The sequence below is a fragment of the Verminephrobacter aporrectodeae subsp. tuberculatae genome (assembly GCF_026127385.1).
Lineage (GTDB): Bacteria > Pseudomonadota > Gammaproteobacteria > Burkholderiales > Burkholderiaceae_C > Acidovorax > Acidovorax aporrectodeae.
In genome coordinates this window covers 479280-496932 of the sequence record NZ_QZCX01000002.1, presented here as the reverse complement: position 1 = coordinate 496932, position 17653 = coordinate 479280, and the positions used below count along the sequence as shown (strand labels likewise).

General features: G+C 66.1%; 15 protein-coding genes and 1 tRNA gene. All 16 read right to left on the bottom strand.

Features of this window, described 5'->3' with window-relative positions; genetic code table 11:
* Positions 1-470: 470 nt before the first annotated feature.
* Positions 471-1625 (bottom strand): N-acetylglucosamine-6-phosphate deacetylase, encoded by a 1155-nt coding sequence (locus D5041_RS10220; protein WP_265284649.1) that lies wholly within the window; start codon positions 1623-1625, stop codon positions 471-473.
* Positions 1606-1842 (bottom strand): hypothetical protein, encoded by a 237-nt coding sequence (locus D5041_RS10215; protein ID WP_010105497.1) that lies wholly within the window; start codon positions 1840-1842, stop codon positions 1606-1608. Before D5041_RS10215 ends, D5041_RS10220 begins: the two co-directional genes overlap by 20 nt.
* Positions 1826-3136 carry a class II D-tagatose-bisphosphate aldolase non-catalytic subunit gene (locus tag D5041_RS10210; RefSeq protein WP_265284648.1) on the bottom strand — a complete coding sequence of 437 codons (1311 nt, stop codon included), beginning with the start codon at positions 3134-3136 and terminating at the stop codon, positions 1826-1828. The genes D5041_RS10215 and D5041_RS10210 overlap by 17 nt, the downstream gene beginning before the upstream one ends.
* The gene (locus D5041_RS10205; protein ID WP_265257453.1) at positions 3120-4052 is read right to left on the bottom strand and encodes an ROK family protein; all 933 of its coding nucleotides are present in this window, start codon (positions 4050-4052) and stop codon (positions 3120-3122) included. Before D5041_RS10205 ends, D5041_RS10210 begins: the two co-directional genes overlap by 17 nt.
* A gap of 17 nt (positions 4053-4069) precedes the next feature.
* Entirely contained in the window at positions 4070-5266 is a 1197-nt protein-coding gene (locus D5041_RS10200; protein WP_265284647.1) for an AgaS family sugar isomerase, read from the bottom strand.
* 4 nt (positions 5267-5270) lie between these two features.
* Positions 5271-6146, bottom strand: coding sequence for a DeoR/GlpR family DNA-binding transcription regulator (locus D5041_RS10195; protein WP_265284646.1), 876 nt, complete (start codon positions 6144-6146; stop codon positions 5271-5273).
* Positions 6143-7237, bottom strand: a complete 1095-nt coding sequence (locus D5041_RS10190) for an ABC transporter ATP-binding protein (protein ID WP_010102989.1) — start codon at positions 7235-7237, stop codon at positions 6143-6145. Before D5041_RS10190 ends, D5041_RS10195 begins: the two co-directional genes overlap by 4 nt.
* Positions 7224-9314: a DUF5107 domain-containing protein gene (locus D5041_RS10185; protein WP_265284645.1), complete on the bottom strand. Its 2091-nt coding sequence runs from the start codon at positions 9312-9314 to the stop codon at positions 7224-7226. Before D5041_RS10185 ends, D5041_RS10190 begins: the two co-directional genes overlap by 14 nt.
* On the bottom strand, positions 9311-10156 hold the full coding sequence (locus D5041_RS10180) for a carbohydrate ABC transporter permease (protein WP_010102992.1): 846 nt from the start codon (positions 10154-10156) through the stop codon (positions 9311-9313). Before D5041_RS10180 ends, D5041_RS10185 begins: the two co-directional genes overlap by 4 nt.
* A 2-nt stretch (positions 10157-10158) precedes the next feature.
* Positions 10159-11043: a carbohydrate ABC transporter permease gene (locus D5041_RS10175; RefSeq protein WP_169315378.1), complete on the bottom strand. Its 885-nt coding sequence runs from the start codon at positions 11041-11043 to the stop codon at positions 10159-10161.
* A 43-nt stretch (positions 11044-11086) separates the two neighbouring features.
* Positions 11087-12367, bottom strand: coding sequence for an ABC transporter substrate-binding protein (locus tag D5041_RS10170; protein WP_265257455.1), 1281 nt, complete (start codon positions 12365-12367; stop codon positions 11087-11089).
* Positions 12368-12548: 181 nt separating this feature from the next.
* Positions 12549-12881 (bottom strand): AzlD domain-containing protein, encoded by a 333-nt coding sequence (locus D5041_RS10165; protein WP_265284644.1) that lies wholly within the window; start codon positions 12879-12881, stop codon positions 12549-12551.
* Entirely contained in the window at positions 12878-13564 is a 687-nt protein-coding gene (locus D5041_RS10160) for an AzlC family ABC transporter permease (protein WP_265284643.1), read from the bottom strand. The genes D5041_RS10165 and D5041_RS10160 overlap by 4 nt, the downstream gene beginning before the upstream one ends.
* Positions 13565-13687: 123 nt before the next feature.
* Positions 13688-13763 (bottom strand) — tRNA-Gly (locus D5041_RS10155).
* Between the two features lie 83 nt (positions 13764-13846).
* Complete coding sequence (gene lon, locus D5041_RS10150; protein WP_265257458.1) at positions 13847-16282, bottom strand: endopeptidase La; 2436 nt, start codon at positions 16280-16282, stop codon at positions 13847-13849.
* A gap of 81 nt (positions 16283-16363) precedes the next feature.
* The gene (clpX, locus tag D5041_RS10145; protein WP_010103001.1) at positions 16364-17629 is read right to left on the bottom strand and encodes an ATP-dependent Clp protease ATP-binding subunit ClpX; all 1266 of its coding nucleotides are present in this window, start codon (positions 17627-17629) and stop codon (positions 16364-16366) included.
* Positions 17630-17653: the final 24 nt, after the last annotated feature.

Sequence of the window (17653 nt, the reverse complement as noted above, 5' to 3'; positions counted from 1 at the left end):
CGTTTCGCGTGGAAACCAGCATGCACATATGGAAACCATTCATGCACAATAGCTGTTGGCGGCTGCTGGCGGGTAGCTTGCCTTGGACCTGTCCGCGGGTCCACCGGGTGGGTGTTGAGCATGGGAGTGTCTGGTGTCGAGTGCAGTGTGGGTGCGCGAAATTTGCACAAAATATAACCCAATTTACTTTTGACTGCTTGTTCACTATGCTGCGGTTCTGAAGGGACGGTTTCAGGCCCCCCAGCGAGGGTGGATTGATCTTCAGGAAATGGGGCTCGCCCTGGATGGGACGCGGCGCACGGTGATCGTGCACATCGAGCCATGCATGCATTGCGCAATTTCTGGCCGCGCGCGCGGTGATGCAGTTCGCCCCCGGTCAGGACGAGGGGGCGCGTTCCACGTGCATCGGCCGCGCGTGCTCGGACGCTCTGGCTATCCGCGCCGCCGCCAGACCCATGGCTACATGGAAGTCAGAACTGGGCGGCCAAGCCCCAGTCGGCGTCAAACAGGACCATGCGGGCGGGCATTGCGGGGCGCAGCTGGCCCACTGCATGCGCCAGGCCCATGAGCTGCGCCGGGTTGTGCGTGGCCATGCGCAGCGCCTGTGCGGGATCGATCCCGACCCGGGTGATCAGCCCTTGCACGGAACTGGCCAGGTCGATATGGGCACCGGCCAGGGAGCCGGCCTGGTTCACGAGCCTGCCCTGCACCACGCGGATGGTTTCGCCATACAGATCGAACTGCGGGGGGCCATGGGTGGTGGCCATGGCGTCGGACACCAGCACCATGCGGTCTGCCACGGGCCGGGAACGGATTGCCACGCGCAGCACGGCGTCGGCCACGTGGTGGCCGTCGGCGATCACGCCGCACCAGGCGGGGCTGTCGAGCGCAGCGCCGACCACGCCGGGCTCGCGCGCGCCCATCGGCGCCATGCCGTTGAACAAGTGGGTGAAGCAGCTGGCTCCCTCGGCCAAGGCGCTGTGGACCTGCGCCGCGTTGGCCGCGGTATGGCCCAGGGACACGGTGACCCCCATGGCGCAGAGCCGGGCAATGCTGCCCCGGGCTTGCTGCTCGGGCGCCAGCGTGAGCAGTACCGGAATCTGCTTGGCGCGCAAGCGCGCGAGCAGGTCCAGCGTGGCGTCGTCGAGCGGGCGGATGTGCTGCTCCAGATGCGCGCCGCGTCGCTGCACGCTGATGTGGGGGCCCTCGAAATGCACCCCCACCACCCCCTGGCTGCCATGCACGGCCTCTATGGCCCGCGCGGCCTGCGCCATGCGCGGCGCGCTGTCGGTGATGAAGGTCGGCAGCCAGGCCGTCGTGCCGGCGCGCGCCAGGGCCGCGCCGATGTGGCGCAGGGTGTCGGCGTCGGGCGTGTTGTTGAACATGCGCCCGGCTCCGCCGTTCACCTGGATGTCGAACAGACCCGGCGCCAGCGTGCCCTGCCCTCGCCACACGGGCAGGCCCTGGTTGACCGGGTCATCGACCGCCCCCACGGCTGCAATGCGCCCATGCACCACCGTTACAGCCTGCTCCGGCCGCAGCACGTGGCCGTCGAACACCTGCTGCGCATGCAGGCACCAGGCCGCCGTGCGGCGCCAGTCAAAGTCAGGGGCCTGGGACGGCATGGGCTGCGTCCTGCACCAGGGCCTGCGCCCAGTCAAACCCGTGGCGCTCGAACGGGCCCGGCGCCAGCGTGCCCTGCCCTCGCCGCCACACGGGCAGGCCCTGGGTGATCGGGTCCTGGGCCTGCTCCGGCCGCAGCGCGTGGCCGTCGAACACCTGCTGCGCATGCAGGCACCAAGCCGCCGTGCGGCGCCCGTCGAACTCAGGGGCCTGGGGCATGGGCGGCATCCTGCACCAGCCAATAGGGCTGCAAGGCGGCTTGCACCTGCGCCAGCACCAGGGCCTGCGCCCAGTCAAAACCTTGGCCTTGCAGCGTTTGCGCGAGCGCCTGCACGGGGTCGGAGAAATGCTGTTCCAGCAGCGGCGCCAAGGGCCGGGGCTGCTCCGCGAGCCACTGCATCAGCTGCGCGACGGCCTGGCTGGCGGCAGGCTGCGCCCAGTAGTAGCGCACGCGGTCCGCGTAGCTGAAGTGGCGCAGCAGTCGCAGCGTCTGCGCGTCGCCGCCGTAGTGCCGGCGCCAGTGCTGCGGGTCGGCCAGCATCAGCTGCTCCATTACCTGCGCCAGCGCTGCCCGCGGGCCTGGGGGTGCGAGCCAGGCGGCGAGCGCGTCCAGGGCGTAGACCGCTTGCCGATAGGCAAAGGTCAGCGCCGGCCCCACTTTGAGCACGGTGAAATGGCGCCGGGCCAGCGCGGCAAACACGGGCGGTTTCTGGTAGTCGGTGGAATGGGCTTCAAACGCCAGCTGCGGGTGCGGCGTGAGCACCGGCGAGAGCAGGTCGGGCGCTTGCAGGTCGAAGTGCTGCACGTGGTCGGGACCGAACTCCAGCCCGGGCTGCACCACCAGGCCGGCCACGCGCGCCCAGGCCGGCTCCAGGCCCCGCTGCGCAAACGCCTGCTGGTGCGCGGCCAGGGTCTCGCGGGCACTGTGCGCCGAGGTCGCGAGCGCGTGCACGGGGCCGTCCTCGGCGCGCGCGCCACCGGGCGGCGGCACTTCGGTGCCGATCACATAGCTCAGGCTCTGCGGGTCCGGCGCTGCCTGCTCGCACACCTGCGCCAGCTGCGCGGCGCGCTCGGCGCTGAGCGCGTCGCCCACCTGCGCGGCCTCACCGGCGCAGCCCTCGGAGCAGTCCAGGTGAATTTTTCCAAAGCCCGCCTGCACGTAGGACGCGACCAGGGCCTGCGCGTGCGCCATGGCGCGCGCTGCGTCTTGGTCACGCCAGACCTGCGGACCCAGGTGGTCGCCGCCAAACAGCACCAGGCTGCGGTCCACGCCGTGGGCCTGGCAAATGCGATGCACGTGGGCGATGAAGTCCGCCGCCTGCATTCCGGTGTAGCCGCCAAACTGGTTGACTTGGTTGCTCGTGGCCTCGACCAACAGGGGGCGTTGCCGGGCCTGGGCGCATAGCAGGGACGCCAACAGCACCTGGGGATGGGCCGAACATACCGACGGCGTGCTCGCCAGGCTGGCACGGTCGGCGCGGTTGCGTTGGTTCAGATCACGCAGGTATTGCACGGTAGTTTTCCTGAAGTCGCTGCGCCAAAATGGCCGCACCGCGCACGCCGCTGCTGTCGCCAAACTGCGCGCTCGCAAAGCGCGGCGCGCGCAGACCCGGGAGCTGGTGCGCGGGAAAGGCCTGGGCCACCTGCTCGGGCAGGCCGGGAATGCGCGAGAGCCCGCCACCGAACACCACGCAGTCCGGGTCGATGGCCAATTGCATGGTGTGCAGCAGCTCGCACAGCAGCCACAGCCATACGCGGTACACGGTTTGCAGCTGCGCGTCGCCGCGGGCGTGCCCCTGCGCGATGTCTTGCGCGCCCAAGGCCCGGCCCGTCAGGTGCTGGCACAGCCGCGCCATGCCCGGGCCGGACACATAGGTTTCGTAGCAGCCGGTGCGCCCGCAACCGCAGCGCAGCACGGGCAGGCGCCACTGCTCGGTGCAGTGCACGGGCAGGGCCACGTGGCCCACCTCGCCGCTGATTCCGAGGTGGTGCAGCATCAGCTCGCCCTGGCGGCACAGGCCCCCACCGACGCCGGTGCCGAGGATCAGACCGAACACCAGCGCCTGCCCTGCGCCGGCGCCACCCTGCGCCTCGGACAGGGCAAAGCATTTGCAGTCGTTCTCCACGGCGATCGGGCGCCCCAGGCGGGCGCTCAGATCGGCCTGCAGCGGCTGGCCCATGGCGGACAAATTGGCGGTCGTCGAGAGACCGGTCTGGCGGTCGATCAGCCCCGGAATGCCCATGCCGATGGGCAGGTGCGCGTCGCCCGCGCAGCCTTGCAGCCACAGGCATTGCTGCTCGATCGCGTCGAGCAGCCCGGCGTACGCGCCCTGCGGCGTGGCCACGCGCTGGCGCTGCACGGGTTGCAGCTGCGCGTCGTACAAGCAGGCCTCGATCTTCGTGCCCCCCAAATCAATGGCGCCCCACATCGTGCGTGCTCCCGGGGTCAGTCCGCCGGCACGGGGTACAGCGTCACGCCGCTGACCACCCGGGTCAGGTTGCCGCTGGCAAACGGGTTGTCCACGTTCAGCCCCATCGCGTGGGACCAGTGCATGGCCATGTACTGCGCGAACAGCGCGTACAACACCAGGCTCCAGCCGGCATGCTCCGCCGTCGGCAGCACCACGTCGCACTGCGCCGCGGCCGGGCCGATGGTGCACACCGCAGCCGCGCCAAACTGGCGGCGAATCTCCTGCGCCACGTCCAGGTCGTAGCGCCGGGTGTGCGGGTCCGCCGAGACCAGCACGTGCACCCGGGTGTGGGCGTTCACGAAGGCTTTCGGGCCGTGGCGAAAGCCCAGCGTGGAGTCCCACTGCGTCGCCACCGCGCCGGCGCTGAGTTCGAGCACCTTCAGCGCCGATTCGCGGGCAATGCCGAGCAAGGGGCCGCTGCCCAAGAACACGGCGCGCTCGGGGCGGCCCTGGTCGGGCCGGTCGGCCCAGGCCGGCAGGGCTTGCAAGACGTTCGCTGCCGCGTCGGCCAGCCGGGGCAGCAGCTGCGCCAGGGGCTGCGGCGGCGCGGTGTCGAAGCAGGCCAAGGCGCTCAGGAGCATGGTGGTGAAGCTGGAGGTCATCGCAAAGCCGGCGTCGTCGGTCTGCGCGGGCAGGACCAGCGTGCGCAATCCGCCCGGCCCGGGCACAGCGCGCAGCGCCAGGGCGCCGGCTGCGTTGCAGGTGATGTGCAAGCGGTCGGCGTCGGGGGCCAATGCGTCCAGCGCGTCCAACGTGCCCAGGCTCTCGGAGCTGTTGCCGCTGCGCCCGAACGACACCACCAGGAGGGGGCCGGGCAGGTCTGCGGGCAGAAAATGCCGGGGCTGCGCCACCAGGTCGGTCGTCGCCAGCGCACGGTAGCGCGCGGTCGCAGCCCCCGCGCGGCCGCACGGTGTGGCGCTGCGCGCGTTCAGATGGCTGGCCAGGGCCTCGCCGATGAAGGCCGAACTGCCAGCACCGCAGAACCACACGGCCGCGTGCCGTGCCTGCTGCAACCAGGCCTGCAGCGCGGACAGCTGCTGCGCCAGCCGGGGTTCCCAGGCGCGCCAGACCGCGGGCTGCGCATGGATTTCACGCCAGGTGTGCCACTGCCGTAGCGCGGTGTGCGCCTCTGCGGCGCAGCTGCCGTCAGGGGTGGGGGGGGTAGGGGTCATGGATTCAGGCGGGGGTTGATGCAGGGTCGGCGCGAATCACCCGGGTTCCGCGCGCGCTCAATGCGTTGGCAATGTCCAGCGGCAAGCCGGTATCGGTGACGATGGTGTGGATGCGGTCGAGCACGCAAATGCGGTGCAGCGCGGGCGAGGTGAATTTGCTCGAATCGGCCAGCACCACCACGCGCGTGCAGGCGCCCATCATCGCAGCGCCCTGGTGCGCCTCGGCCTCGTTGAAGGTGCTCAGCCCGGCGTCGGGGTCGATGCTGTCCGCGCCAAAGTAACCCGTGTCAAAGCGCATGTTCTGCAACGTGGTTTCCACCATGCGCCCGCTCAGGGATTTGGACTCGACGCGCAAGGTCCCTGCGGGCAGCATCAGGGTGTGCTGCGTGGCCCCCCAGAGCGCTTCGACGACGTTCAAGCCGGTGGTCAAAATGGTGCGCCCGGCGACCTCGCGCAGCTGGCGCGCAAAGATCGCGGTGGTCGATCCCGAGTCCAGGATGATGGCCCGGTCCTGCTCCAGCAACGGCAGCGCCGCCTTGCCGATGGCGTGCTTCAGATCGCGGTTGACCACGGCTTTGTCGGCCAGGTTGGGCTCTACGAAGAGGGGACCCTCCGCGGGGGCCTTGGCCCGGTTGACCAGCGACATGGCCAAGGCAATGCGGAATTCAGGGATTCCCTTGTAGCCAAAGTGGCGGCTGTAGCGCAGCACCGTGGGCTCGCTGACCTGGGCTGCGGCGGCTATTTCCTGGATCGACTTGTGCATGAAGTCCGCGGGCGCTTGCAGCAGGTAGCGGCTGATGCGCTTGAACGCGGTGCTGATGTTGCCCTGCTCGGCGCTGATGGTCTCCATCAGGGAGCGGGTCGGGGTTAGCGGCGTCATGCGGGTTTCTCGAGCGGGGCCAGGTTGCGCCCCTGCGCGTCGAACAAGATCACGCGCTCGGCCACGAGCGAAACGCCCACCTGCTGCCCCAGCTTGAACCGGGCTTGGCCTGGCAGGCGCAGCGTCATGCGCTGGCCATCGACCAAGTGCCCATGCACCATGGTGTCGCTGCCCAGTTGCTCGACGACTTCGATCCGCAGGTCCAACGCCTGCGCGTCGCAGCTGAGCCGGCAGTCCTCCGGGCGCACCCCCACTTCCAGTGCCTGCGCTGCGCCGGGGTTGACGCGCGCGTCCAGGTCCAGGCAAGAGTCCCCGGCGAACAACAAGCGGCTGCGCCCGGCGGTGCAGTCGCTGGTTTGCACGCGGATGAAATTCATCGTCGGCTGGCCCAGGAATCCTGCGACGAAGCGGGTCGCGGGCCGGTTGAACAGTTCCAGCGGCGTTCCGACCTGCTCGACCACACCGGCCTGCATCACGACCATGCGCGTGGCCAGGGTCATGGCCTCGACCTGGTCGTGGGTCACGTAGATCATGGTGTTGCCCAGCTCCTGGTGCAGCTTGGCCAGTTCCACGCGCATTTCGGCGCGCAGCGCCGCGTCCAGGTTCGACAGGGGTTCGTCAAACAAGAAGATGCGTGGCTTACGCGCCAGCGCCCGGCCAATCGCCACCCGCTGGCGCTGTCCGCCTGAAAGGGCCTTGGGCTTGCGCTCGAGCAATGCGTCCAGGTGCAGGAGGGCGGCGACTTCGCGCACCCGGGCGGCAATCGCCTCCTTGCGTTCCCCGGCAATCTTCAAACCGAAGCCGATGTTTTGCGCCACCGTCATATGGGGGTACAGCGCGTAGGACTGAAACACCATGGCCACGCCCCGCTCGACCGGGGCGGCGTGGGTCAGGTCCTCGCCGTCCACCAGCAGCCGGCCGCCGCTCACCGGCTCCAGCCCTGCGATGCAGCGCAGCAGCGTGGACTTGCCGCAGCCCGATGGCCCCACCAGGACGATGAACTCGCCCTCGTGCACTTGCAGATTGCAGGACTTGATGATGTCCACGCTGCCATACGCCTTGTGGATGTTTTGCAGTTCAACGCTGGCCATGAAGGGAGTGCTCCGCGTTTGAATCGGTTGCAGGCTGCGCGCCCTGGCCCTGGCCCTGCATGCGAAAGTCCAAGTGCGCGGGCAGCGGGTGGCGCGCTTGCCACTGCTGCCAGGCGGCCTCGCTCCAGCGCTCGGCCAACTCGGCCTTGCACAGGCCTTGCTGCAAGCAGGTCCAGAGCGTGTCGAGCAGGCTCTCGCCCTCGCGCACGGTGGCAAAGGGGCGCTCGAGCCAGTGCGCGAGCAGCGGCCAGTCCTGCGTCTCGGCCGCCAGCCGGGCCTGCGCGAGACGGACGCGATCGAGCGCCTGCACGGCGGACGTCAGGCCGCCGAGAAACGCATGGGCCGCGCGCACGCGGCCCGTGTCGAGCATGTCGTTGGCGATCTCCACCGCCAGGACCAGGGGGACCCCGGGCGAGTGCCAGGCCGCGTCGTAGGCGATCTCCCGCGCACCCACGTTGGTTTCCACCAGGGCCCTCTGGCGATACCCCAGCCAGGTCGGCCGCAGGTTCAACGAACGCTGGTAGCCCTTGCGCGCCTGCGCGAGATCGCCCCGGTCGTGGGCCGCCATTCCCAGAGCCAGCGCGTGCAACCAAGTATCGCCATGCCGATCCGCGCTGCGCTCCAGCGCGGCGCACCAGCGGGGCGACGTGACCCAGGTCTGCGGCATGCGCTCCAGGCTGGCGGCGCTGAAGCGGCCGCTGTGCAGCAGTTCATCCCACGGGTCCGGGTCTTGCTGGCCTTGCGGACCTTGCTGGCCCTGCAAGGGGCAAGCAAAGTCCAGCCCCGGCGCCAGCGCCTGCCCGGTCAGCTGCTCGTGGCGCATGCCCCAGGCCGACCCCGCGTGCAGGCGCTCGGTCACTGCCTGCGCCGACACGCCGCGCAGGAAGGCATCGACCTCGGCGAGGTCCTCCGCGTCCACGCGCGCCTGGACCGCCTGGGCGACGGCGCGGGTCGCCGTTTGGTAGTCGCTGTGGTGCGCCAGTTCGGGCGCCACCTGCACACCGGCGTAGGCCTCGGTCCAGTGCAGCTCGCCGTGCGCGGGCAGCGCGAAGCGCTGGTTTTGCGTGGGCGTGATGCCGCTTTGAATCTCGACGTAATGCCCGCGGCCGGGCTGGGACAGGAAGTCCATCCAGTGCTGGCCGCCCCGGCCCGTGCCAAAGTAAAAAAACTTGCGCCCCTGCATCTGCGCACTGGCCACGTGCGCCAGGCCCCTGCCCTGCGCGTCCAACGCCGCGATCCACAGCGGTTGCGGCGTTTCGGTGCGGAAAAACACCGAGCAGGCGTCGGTCCAATTCCCGGGGTAGGAGCCGTCGAACCGCGCGGGGTCCGGAAAGTCGAAGCGCTCGAGCTGGTTGCCCGGCAGCACGTGCTCGATCGCGTAATCGGCCGGGCTCAGAACGCGCATCCCCGGGCTCGCGGGAACGGCGATGTTCGTCCACCAGTAGGCCTGCTTTTCCCAGGCGTCGGCGTTCACGATGCGGCCGTGGACGAACAAGCGGTCCTGGCCCTCGGGCAGAAACAGGTCGATCTGCCAGGTGGCCTCGACGATGCGGTCGAATTCATACAAGCGCAGCACCGGGCCCCGCGCGCTGTGCACCACGCCGGCAAACACGGCGCAGCAGCTCACCGGCGTGTGGCCGGGTATCAGCCCATTCCACTCGACCCCGCCGGAGAACCAGGCGTTGAGCGAACCCAGGTTCGCGGGCTGGAACACCGGGTTGGCAAACAGCAGTTCCCGGTCCGCGGCCTGATCGCGCAAACTGAGCAGGCGCCCGCCCAGATGCGGGGCGAGCAGCGCCGTCAGGCGGCCATTGCTGAACTCCAGCACCGGCATCTCGCCCGGCGCTTGCGCGCGGTCGTATTCGCCCAGCACCTGGTACGGCAAGATCGAGTCCGCCCCCCAGGCAAAGCCCCGGGCGGACTCCTGCGCGTTCAGCCCCCGGTTCGGCGGGGTCGGCTTGCTGCGTATCGGCTGCTGGTGCGCAAAATACGGCAAGGGGTCGGGCGCCCCCAGGTGGGACATGGGCATGGCCCGGGTCGTCCAACGCACCGTGGTGGTGGCGGTTGCGCTCGTCATTTCACTCCTCCCATGGTGATGCCGCTGATCATGCGTTCGGACATGAGCACGAACAGGATGATGGTCGGAACCATCACGATGGTGATGCCGGCGAACAGGCCCGGCCAGTCGCCGCCCGAGTACTGCATCGAAGAAATCAGCGCGTAAATGCCCAGCGACAGCGTGCGGTTCCCGGGGCTGTTGATGAGCACCAGCGAGAGCTGGTATTCGTTCCACAGGCCGACGAAATTCAATATGGCAACGGTGGCGATGCCGGGCATGGCCAGGGGCATCATCACGTGCCAGAAGGTTTGAAAATCCGAGCAGCCGTCAATGGTTGCGGCCGACTCGATCTCGCGCGGCAGCGAGGCAAAAAACCCCGTGAGCACATAGATCGTGAACGGCACGGACAGGGCCACGTACACCAGCGACAGACCCGACAAGCTGTCGCCCAGGCGCAGCGCCGTGATGATCACCACCAAGGGCACGAACAACAGCGGAATGGGCACGCCCATGCCAAGAATGAAGAAGTTGGTCAAGGCCTCGCGCCCCCGAAAGCGCGCACGCGCCAGCACGTACGCGGCCGGCACGCAGACCACCAAGAGCATCAGCACCGAGACGGACACCACCCACAGGCTGTTCAGAAAATAGTCACCAAAATGGCTGCTGACCCAGGTTTTCACATAGTTGCCCCACGCCGGGTCGCGCGGCAGGCTCCAGGGTTGGCCAAACAGGTCGCGTGTTTTCTTCAGCGACGCCAAACAGATCCAGACCACGAAGAACACGGTCGCCAGGGACCAGGCGCCCACCACGGCGTAGGCCAGGGCACGGCCCAGGCCGCGCTTGAGCTTGCGCTGCGCCATGCTCAAAACTCCAGCGGTTCGCGCTGCAGGCCGGCGCGCAGCACCAGCACCGCGCCAATGGTCACGGCCAGCATGGCCACGCCGATCGCGGTGGCGTAGCCCAGCGCGTAGACCGGTTCGCGCTGACCAAAACCCATGATGTAGAGGTAGATCGCGGGCGTGTACAGGTCCTGCGAAATATTCGGTCCACCAAAGGCGTAAGGGAACTCCATGATCTTGATCGCCTGTATGCACCACAGCACCATGGTGATCACGATCACGTCCCAGATCATGGGCACGGTGACGTATCTGAAAATCTGCCACTGGTTTGCGCCTTCGAGGCGCGCCGCCTCGAACAGGTCGGCGGGCACCTTGTCTGCGCCCGCCAAAATCAGGATCGTGAAAAAGCCGCTGCAAACCCACACCAGCCCCACCAGCATGGCCCAAAACACATTTTCCGGCGCGGTCCAGGAGACGCTGGCCCAGCGCTCCAGGCCCAGGCCTTTGAGCACGTTCGTCAGCAAGCCATAGCGCGGCATGAAGACGAACGACCAGAAGGTGGTGATGGCGGTGACCGCAATCACGTTCGGCATGAAAATCAGCGCGCGAAACAGCTTCTTGCCCCACAGGCCGGAGCTCAGCAGCATGGTGAATACAAAGGCCAGGCCGAATACGCAGGCGCCGCCGACCACGAGGATCAACAGCATATTCGTCAGCGACAGCCAAAACACCCTGTCGTTCCACAGCGCGACGTAGTTGGCCAGGCCCACCCACTGCATGCTGTCGGAAAACCCCGAGGTCTTGAACAGGCTGATGTAGAAAGCCTGCCCTGCGGGAAACACCAGCAAGCCGAGATACAGCAGCAGGGCCGGTGCCAGAAACGCCGTCACCATGCGCGCTCTGATCACGAAGCCCCCTCGAATGCCAAGCCGCAGCGGACTCTGGCGTGTTTCACTTTTTCCCGGCCCAAAACTCCCTGGTTTTGGTCGCCAAGGTATTCACCAGCTGCTGCGGCGTGCCTTCGCCGAGGAACATTTTGTTGAACTCCGGTGCCAGCACCGTGGCCGTGAAATCGGGGTAGAGCATCTTCAAGCCGCCCCCGAAATTCGACAGGGCCGTCGCTTCGCGGGCTGATTTTTCCGCGTCGGCCAAGGCCGCGGGCCAAGCCACCGCCCGGCGCGTAGCCCCCACCTGGCCCTCGGTGACCAGGATTTTCTGGGCCTGTTCACCGACGACGAACTTGATGAAGTCCACGGCCTCCCGGGGATTGGGCGCCGTCTTGAGCACCATCATCGAGAGCAAGGCCACTTGCAAATCGGTTTGCTGGCCCTTGCCGTTTTTCACGGCGGGGAAGTTGAACGCGCCCCATGGGAAATCCTTGCCCGCGCTCTCGCTCAGTTCCGTAGGCAACCAGGAGCCCACGAGCGCGCCCATGCTGTCGCCCAGGGCAATGGTTTGCTGGCCCGCAGGGTACTGAAAACCCCGCGCGTCCTTCGGAATACACCCCCTGTCCCACAGCGCACGCGCCATTTGGACGGCTTGCAAAACGCCAGGCTGCGTCCAGCCATTGCCGGTTTTGTCTTCAAACAGCCGGACCATGCTGTTCGCGCCATAAATACGCTCCAACAGGTGCGAGAAATACAGCATGTTGTAGTCCGACACATTGCCCTCGATCACCAAGGCACTCTTGCCGACCTTCTGCACGGCGGAGCACAGGCCGAGCAACTCATCCCAGGTCTTGGGCACGCTGGCCCCGGCCTTTTGCATGAGTTCGCGGTTGTACCAAAAGTTGACGGTGTTGTAGACGTAGGGCACGGAGTAGACCCTGCCGTTGCGCGCGTAAATGTCCAGCGCGCCGGGCAGCAGGCTGTCTTTGAACGCCGGGTCCATGTCCTGGGTGATCTCCAGCCCGGCGCCTGCGGCCTGCAGGCCGCCAAAGAGCTGGTCGCCGTCCTGGTCCATGAAGTCCACCTTGGCGCCCGCCTGCAATGCGCTGCGCAGCTTGGTCTGGTTCTGCCGACCGTTCCACACGACTTTGAACGTCACGTCGGGGTGCGCCCGGGTATAGGCCGCCATGACCGAGCGCAGGGCCTTGGCCTGGGGTTCCGGCTCATTCCACATCGACCAAAAGCTCAGTTCCTTGGCCGACAGCCCCATGGCGGCAGCGCCCAGCAGCGTGGAAAGCAGCAGTTTTCTCGTCAGCGACCACCGCAGTGGCGTCCTTTTCGTCATGGATATCTCCTGAGGGGCATGGGGAAGACCCGCTTGCACGGGGGTGGGCGGTGCTTGCTGGTTCGATCGATAAGTTGCGTAATTTTATGGATATTTTTCGGTGTGATCCCAGGGGAAACCCTTGAATCATGTTCTTTTTACAAAATCCATGAACCCATGAGGGGCACGTGGCCAAGGAAGATCAGATCCATGCTTTTACCAGGCCATAAACTGCGGCACCCGACAGCGCTGGCAAGGCCACGCCAGAAAATACACGCTGGCTCCCCCACGTCGTGAGCAGCCCGGTGAAAACGGCTGCGAGTTGCTGGGTACCTGCTTGAACGATCATCGGCCAAAGCATTACCACCATCAACGACGCGACCGCAGCAGACCCGCTTGCCCGTGAGAGCCGACTTAGAAGTTCCGCATGGCGCGTTTCACTGCGCTGCTGCCACAACATGGGGAGCAGCCTCATCCCAAATGTTCCAGCCCCACAGACCAGGATCGTCAAGATCCTTGCATCGAATTCGATCATTTGCCCCTCCGCGACCAACACCCTGCGATGGCCCCTGCTGCGATTCCCAGGGGGATCGCAGCAGCCGCTGGTATGCACAGAAGCAGGCCCGCTGTTGCGAGCGCCCCCACAATGGTTGGTGAGCACAGGACGCGTCCTTTCATGCTCAGGAGCAATGCAAAGAAAAATGCCGGCAGCACAAATGACAAGCCATCGCCCAGCGCAGGAAAGCGCACGAGAACTTCTGCGCCAATCGTGGCGCCCAGAATCGTTCCTGCAACCCAGGACAGGTAGGCCCCCAGTTGCAGGCCAACGTACCAATGCTCCCGGTCGTCAGCCGCGATTCCCTCCATTCGTGAAACAACGGTCGCGAACACTTCATCCGTCATGCCGAAGGCCAGAAGAACCGGCGAAACGGACCGTTTGCCGGTTCCCAGAAGATCGGCAATCGGGCGCCCATACAACAAATGCCGGGCGTTCATCAATAGCACAGTCGGCGCGACCGTCAGGACCGTGCCCCCCGCCGCAAGCAAGCTGACCAAGACGAACTGAGACCCGCCTGCGAACACAATGCCCGATATCAGCGTTGCCAGCCCGGGGGTCAGGCCCGCCTGAACTGCGGCGACGCCGAAGGCGAAGGCAATGGGCAGGTAGCCTGCGACGATTGGCAGGCTGTCCCACAATCCGCTTTTGATTCCTTTCATGACAGGAAATGCGTTTTGCTTGGCCAGCCCGGATGCCAGTGGAAGTGAATGAAAACAGGGCCCTCGGAGGGGCCCTGTTTTCAACGACTTGCAGACCTCCGTGGATGTCTGCAGATCAACTATTGGAGCGGGAAAAGAGTCTCGAACTCTCGACCTCAACCTTGGCAAGGTTGCGCTCTACCAACTGAGCTATTCCCGCATGTTGCCGCTTGGCCTGGACGGTGCCGGCTGCGACAGGCGCGAATTGTAGCGCCTTTCTTCTGGCCCGCGCAAGAAGTGGCTTCAATGTTTCAAACCATCGGCCGCAACCGACGCGCTGACGGGCTTGTCTGCCGCAGCGGCGGCAACCACCACGGCCACTTCCTCGTCGATCAGCGGCACGGGCTTGCTTGCCAGGGCCACTTCCAGAGCCTTGTCGATCCAGCGCACGGGGACGATCTCCAGGCCGCTCTTGACGTTGTCCGGAATCTCCTGCAGGTCTTTGACGTTCTCCTCGGGGATCAGCACGGTCCGGATGCCGCCGCGCAGTGCGGCCAGCAGCTTCTCCTTCAGGCCGCCAATGGCCGTGACCTCGCCGCGCAGCGTGATTTCACCGGTCATGGCCACGTTGCCGCGCACGGGGATTCCCGTGAGGGCCGAGACGAACGCGGTGATCATTGCCACGCCCGCGCTCGGGCCGTCCTTGGGCGTGGCACCGTCGGGCACGTGGATGTGGATGTCGCGCTTCTCGAATGCCTCGTCCTTGATGCCGAGCATGCGCGCGCGGCTGCGCACCACGGTGCGCGCGGCTTCCACGGATTCCTTCATCACGTCGCCCAGAGAGCCGGTGCGCGTGATCACGCCCTTGCCGGGCATGGTGGCGGCTTCGATGGTCAGCAGATCGCCGCCCACTTCGGTCCAGGCCAGGCCCACCACCTGCCCGATCTGGTTCTGCAGTTCGGCCCGGCCGTAGGAGTACTTGCGCACGCCCAGGAACTCGGGAAGCTTGTCCTCCGTCACCACCACCTGCGGCTCGAACTGCTTGAGTTGCAGGCCCTTGACCACCTTGCGGCAGATCTTGGACAGCTCGCGCTCGAGCGAGCGCACGCCGGCCTCGCGGGTGTAGTAGCGCACCATGTCGCGCACGCAGGGCTCGGTGATGTTCAGTTCCTCGTCCTTCACGCCGTTGTTCTTGAGCTGCTTGGGCAGCAGATACTTCATGGCGATGCTGACTTTCTCGTCCTCGGTGTAGCCCGACAGGCGGATGACCTCCATGCGGTCGAGCAGCGCGGGCTGGATGTTCATCGAGTTCGAGGTGGCGACGAACATGACGTCGCTCAGGTCGAAGTCGACCTCCACGTAGTGGTCGCTGAACGTATGGTTCTGCTCAGGGTCGAGCACCTCCAGCAGCGCGCTCGAGGGGTCGCCGCGGAAGTCGGTTCCGAGCTTGTCGATCTCGTCGAGCAGGAACAGCGGGTTGCGCGCGCCGACCTTGGTGAGGCTCTGCAGCACCTTGCCCGGCAGCGCGCCGATGTAGGTGCGGCGGTGCCCGCGGATTTCGGCCTCGTCGCGCATGCCGCCCAGCGCCATGCGCACGTATTTGCGGCCCGTGGCCCGGGCGATGGACTGGCCCAGCGAGGTCTTGCCCACGCCCGGGGGGCCCACCAAGCACAGGATGGGCGCCTTGACCTTGTCCACGCGCTGCTGCACCGCAAGGTGCTCGAGGATGCGGTCCTTGACCTTGTCGAGGCCGAAGTGGTCCTCGTTGAGCACGCCCTCGGCATTCACCAGGTCGTGCTTGATCTTGGTCTTCTTGCTCCAGGGCAGGTTGCTGAGCACGTCGATGTAGTTGCGCACCACGGTCGCCTCGGCGGACATGGGCGACATGAGCTTGAGCTTCTTGAGCTCGTTTTCGGCCTTCTTGCGCGCTTCGGTGGGCATCTTGGCGAGCTTGATCTTTTTTTCGATCTCCTCGATGTCGGCGCCTTCGTCGCCTTCGCCCAGTTCCTTCTGGATGGCCTTGACCTGCTCGTTCAGGTAGAAGTCGCGCTGGTTTTTTTCCATCTGGCGCTTCACGCGCCCGCGGATTTTCTTGTCGACGTTCAGGATGTCAACCTCGCGGTCGAGCTGCCCGAACAGGTTTTCCAGGCGCGCCTTCACGTCGGAGAGGTCGAGCACCGCCTGCTTGTTCTCGAGCTTGAGCGGCAGGTGCGCGGCGATGGTGTCGGCCAGGCGGCCGGGGTCGTCGATGCTGGAGATCGAGGTCAGTATCTCGGGGGGAATCTTCTTGTTGAGTTTGACGTATTGGTCGAACTGCTGCATCACGGCGCGGCGCAGGGCCTCGATCTCGCTCGGCTTGCTGGCGTCGGGCGTGGCCTCGACGGGCGTCACGGTGGCCACGAAATGGGTTTCCGCGTCGCCGATGCACGCCACCTGGGCACGTTGCTGGCCTTCGACCAAAACCTTCACGGTGCCGTCGGGCAGTTTCAGCATCTGCAAGATGGTGGAGACGCAACCGACGTCGAACATGTCCGACACCGAGGGCTCGTCCTTGGCCGCGGTCTTTTGGGCGACGAGCATGATGCGGCGCTCGGCCACCATGGCCATCTCGAGCGCCTTGATGCTCTTCGGGCGGCCCACGAACAGCGGGATGACCATGTGGGGAAACACCACCACATCGCGCAGCGGCAACAGCGGCAGATCGATGGAGATGGCTGGCAGGGGGGTGTGTCCGGGCATGGAAATCCTCAAGGTATTGCTGCGGAATATGGTCCAGATACAGCGATTTTCAACCCTTGCGCGCTGTCCGCTGCAGGCATTTCAGGCCGTCCTCGCCGCTTCGCGGTAAACGAGCAACGGCGGTTTGTTTTCCTCGATGGTGGACTCGTCCACCACCACCTTTTCGACGTTGCTGGTATTGGGCAGGTCGAACATCGTCGTGTTCAGTGATTGCTCCAGGATCGAGCGCAGACCCCGCGCGCCCGTCTTGCGCGCCAGCGCCTTGCGCGCGATGGCGCGCAGGGCGGCGGGGCGGATCTCCAGATCCACGCCTTCCATGGCCAGGAGCTTGCCGTACTGCTTGACCAGCGCATTCCTGGGCTCGGTCAGGATCTGCACCAGCGCAGCTTCGCTGAGCTCGGTCAGCGCCGTCACCACGGGCATGCGGCCCACCAGTTCGGGGATCAGGCCGTACTTGATGAGGTCTTCCGGTTCGATCTCGGCGAACACCTCGGTCAGCGAGCGCTGCAGCCGGCTCTTGACCGAAGCGCCAAACCCGATTCCCGAGGCTTCGGTGCGGTTTTCGATGATCTTCTCCAACCCGGCAAACGCGCCCCCGCAGATGAACAGGATGTTGGTGGTGTCGATCTGCAGGAAGTCCTGGTTCGGATGCTTGCGCCCGCCCTGCGGCGGCACGCTGGCCATGGTGCCTTCGATGAGCTTGAGCAGCGCCTGCTGCACGCCCTCGCCCGAGACGTCGCGGGTGATGCTGGGGTTGTCCGACTTGCGCGAGATTTTGTCGATCTCGTCGATGTAGACGATTCCGCGCTGGGCGCGTTCGACTTCGTAGTTGCAGCTTTGCAGCAGTTTCTGGACGATGTTCTCCACGTCCTCGCCCACGTAGCCGGCCTCGGTCAGCGTGGTGGCGTCGGCCATCACGAAGGGCACGTTCAGCATGCGCGCCAGGGTCTGCGCGAGCAGCGTCTTGCCCGAGCCCGTGGGCCCTATCAGCAGGATGTTGCTCTTGGACAGTTCCACGTCGTCCTTGCGCGCCCTGTCCTTGTGGCGCAGGCGCTTGTAGTGGTTGTACACCGCAACGGCCAAGGTGCGCTTGGCCATGTCCTGGCCAATCACGTAGTTGTCGAGGTTGTGCTTGAGCTCCACCGGCGTCGGCAGATCGCTGCGCGCTTCGCGCACCGGGCCCCCGACGGGGATTTCGTCGCGGATGATTTCATTGCACAGGTCGATGCACTCGTCGCAGATGAAAACCGACGGGCCGGCGATCAGTTTCTTCACTTCGTGCTGGCTTTTGTTGCAGAAAGTGCAGTGAAGGGGTTTCTCGTTGGAAGCGCCTTTTTTCTCGGTCATGGAGCGGTGCCTTTTTACGGAAAG

Excerpts from the sequence above, each read along its gene's own strand:
- lon (WP_265257458.1), bottom strand. The coding sequence starts at position 16,282 with ATGCCCGGACACACCCCCCTGCCAGCCATCTCCATCGATCTGCCGCTG.
- D5041_RS10195 (WP_265284646.1), bottom strand. The coding sequence starts at position 6,146 with ATGACGCCGCTAACCCCGACCCGCTCCCTGATGGAGACCATCAGCGCC.
- D5041_RS10165 (WP_265284644.1), bottom strand. The coding sequence starts at position 12,881 with ATGATCGAATTCGATGCAAGGATCTTGACGATCCTGGTCTGTGGGGCT.
- D5041_RS10170 (WP_265257455.1), bottom strand. The coding sequence starts at position 12,367 with ATGACGAAAAGGACGCCACTGCGGTGGTCGCTGACGAGAAAACTGCTG.
- D5041_RS10180 (WP_010102992.1), bottom strand. The coding sequence starts at position 10,156 with ATGGCGCAGCGCAAGCTCAAGCGCGGCCTGGGCCGTGCCCTGGCCTAC.
- clpX (WP_010103001.1), bottom strand. The coding sequence starts at position 17,629 with ATGACCGAGAAAAAAGGCGCTTCCAACGAGAAACCCCTTCACTGCACT.
- D5041_RS10220 (WP_265284649.1), bottom strand. The coding sequence starts at position 1,625 with ATGCCGTCCCAGGCCCCTGACTTTGACTGGCGCCGCACGGCGGCCTGG.
- D5041_RS10190 (WP_010102989.1), bottom strand. The coding sequence starts at position 7,237 with ATGGCCAGCGTTGAACTGCAAAACATCCACAAGGCGTATGGCAGCGTG.
- D5041_RS10185 (WP_265284645.1), bottom strand. The coding sequence starts at position 9,314 with ATGACGAGCGCAACCGCCACCACCACGGTGCGTTGGACGACCCGGGCC.
- D5041_RS10215 (WP_010105497.1), bottom strand. The coding sequence starts at position 1,842 with ATGCCCCAGGCCCCTGAGTTCGACGGGCGCCGCACGGCGGCTTGGTGC.
- D5041_RS10205 (WP_265257453.1), bottom strand. The coding sequence starts at position 4,052 with ATGTGGGGCGCCATTGATTTGGGGGGCACGAAGATCGAGGCCTGCTTG.
- D5041_RS10200 (WP_265284647.1), bottom strand. The coding sequence starts at position 5,266 with ATGACCCCTACCCCCCCCACCCCTGACGGCAGCTGCGCCGCAGAGGCG.
- D5041_RS10160 (WP_265284643.1), bottom strand. The coding sequence starts at position 13,564 with ATGAAAGGAATCAAAAGCGGATTGTGGGACAGCCTGCCAATCGTCGCA.